The sequence below is a fragment of the Sporosarcina koreensis genome, from assembly GCF_001531445.1.
GTDB classification, from domain to species: Bacteria; Bacillota; Bacilli; order Bacillales_A; family Planococcaceae; genus Sporosarcina; species Sporosarcina koreensis_C.
Genome location: NZ_LQYA01000051.1, coordinates 1 through 1669, shown reverse-complemented (window position 1 = coordinate 1669; position 1669 = coordinate 1). Strand labels below are relative to the sequence as shown.

1 protein-coding gene is annotated in these 1669 nt (G+C 39.7%); it reads left to right on the top strand.

Annotated elements, in window-relative coordinates:
- Window positions 1-536 precede the first annotated feature (536 nt).
- The coding region (gene mobV, locus AWV70_RS08295; protein WP_060206047.1) for a MobV family relaxase at window positions 537-1669 on the top strand (1133 nt) is incomplete at its 3' end.

Genomic DNA, 1669 nt, shown 5'->3' with positions numbered 1-1669 from the left:
CTTTAATCGGGCGCGATTGTTGAAGAAGTAAAATTAAGAGTAGCTGCGGCTGCTCTTTTTTATTTTGAGATACATGAGGAGCAGATACAAAAAATAACCATTGCCGAAAAGGGCAACGGTTATTTTTAAATTTGTGCTACTGCTCGTAATCGGTTGAGGGAAAGGCTTGGCATTAGTCAACGGTAAATGTCTGACCGAAACGAAGTGAAGGGAATTTAAGAAGTTGACGAATTTCGCCAAACCCAAACCCTCTTGGCACTGAAACAAACCCACGTTTGTTTCTGCCTACCGGCGAGGGAGCCCCCTCAAAAAGTGAGGGGGTTGGGGGAGCTTTTTGGAGGGGGTCAAGGGAGAACTTCTCCCTTGTGGGTTTGGGCAAAGCCCAAGGTTTCAACCTCGTAGAGCGCACATATTGGCAAGGGAACAACGGAGTTCCCAATGCCAATATGCTAGTGCGTTCTCTTATTGGCACTTTTATGTTCCAATGCACCCCTTTTTCCTGTACCATAAACGGTACATAGAAAAGGGGTGTTTTCATGGCCAAAGCCATTCTACGAGTCAGCGGAATTAAAACGACTGGTGACTTGCGAGGTATTGGAAAACACAATGTCGACAGAATTTCAGAAACGAATTCAGACATTGATCGTGAGCGTTCCCACGAAAATATCACGCTAAAAAGTTGCGGTGGAAATTACAATTTCATGTTTGAGGAAGTCACAAGTGATTTAAAAAAACAGCATGATGAGCAAATGAAAACGACTCGAAAAAGTCGACAGAAATCTTTTCATAATAAAATAAACGATGATAAATCGGACGTGGCCTGTGAATTTTTATTGAGTGCCAGCCCTGAATATTTTGAAGGAAAATCAAAAGAGGAAATTGAAAACTGGGCAAAAACTTCGCTTGATTTTATTACAGAAAAAATCGGGATTGAAGAAAAAAATGTGCTTCATGCGGTCGTTCACATGGATGAGAAAACTCCACATTTACACGTGGTGGCTGTTCCACTCGTTAAAAAATATGATGGGCGCAGAAAAGAAGATGTGCTGACGATTAGTCGAAAGCATTTTATAAAAAATCGCGACGAAATGGCACAAGTTCAAACAGATTACGTGGACCATCTAAAAGAAAACGGAATTGACCTGGAGCGTGGACAGGAAAAATCGGGTGCAAAACATTTGGATGTGACCCGTTATAAGCTTCAAGAAACACAAAAAGATTTAAAAGAAATTGAAATGAGTTTAGGGGAAAAGGAAAAGGATTTACTAGAAAAAAATGAACAATTGGCATCGATTGACCAAAAAATTAAAATGAATCTTGAAGCAGTTCCCGATCGGAATTTCAGATTTAAAAAAGATTTGCCGAAAGAGATTAAGACCGAAGTGAAACCCAAAATGATAGGGAAACCTGAAATTATTAAGACAGAAACCGAAAATACTGTTTTCTCTCCTAAACAATTAAAAAGCATGGAGGACCGAATTAATGCAGCGGTGACCATAAAAAAAGATTATGAGCGTTTGCAGACTACGGATCTTGTACAAGAAAATCAGAAGTTAAGAAGTTATGCGATGGATGCAGTTTCTGAAAACAAGCAGTTGAAAAGTGAAATTGTACAGCTGAAAAACCAAAATAACGAATTGCGTTCAGAGGTAAGCCGTTTAAAAGACTG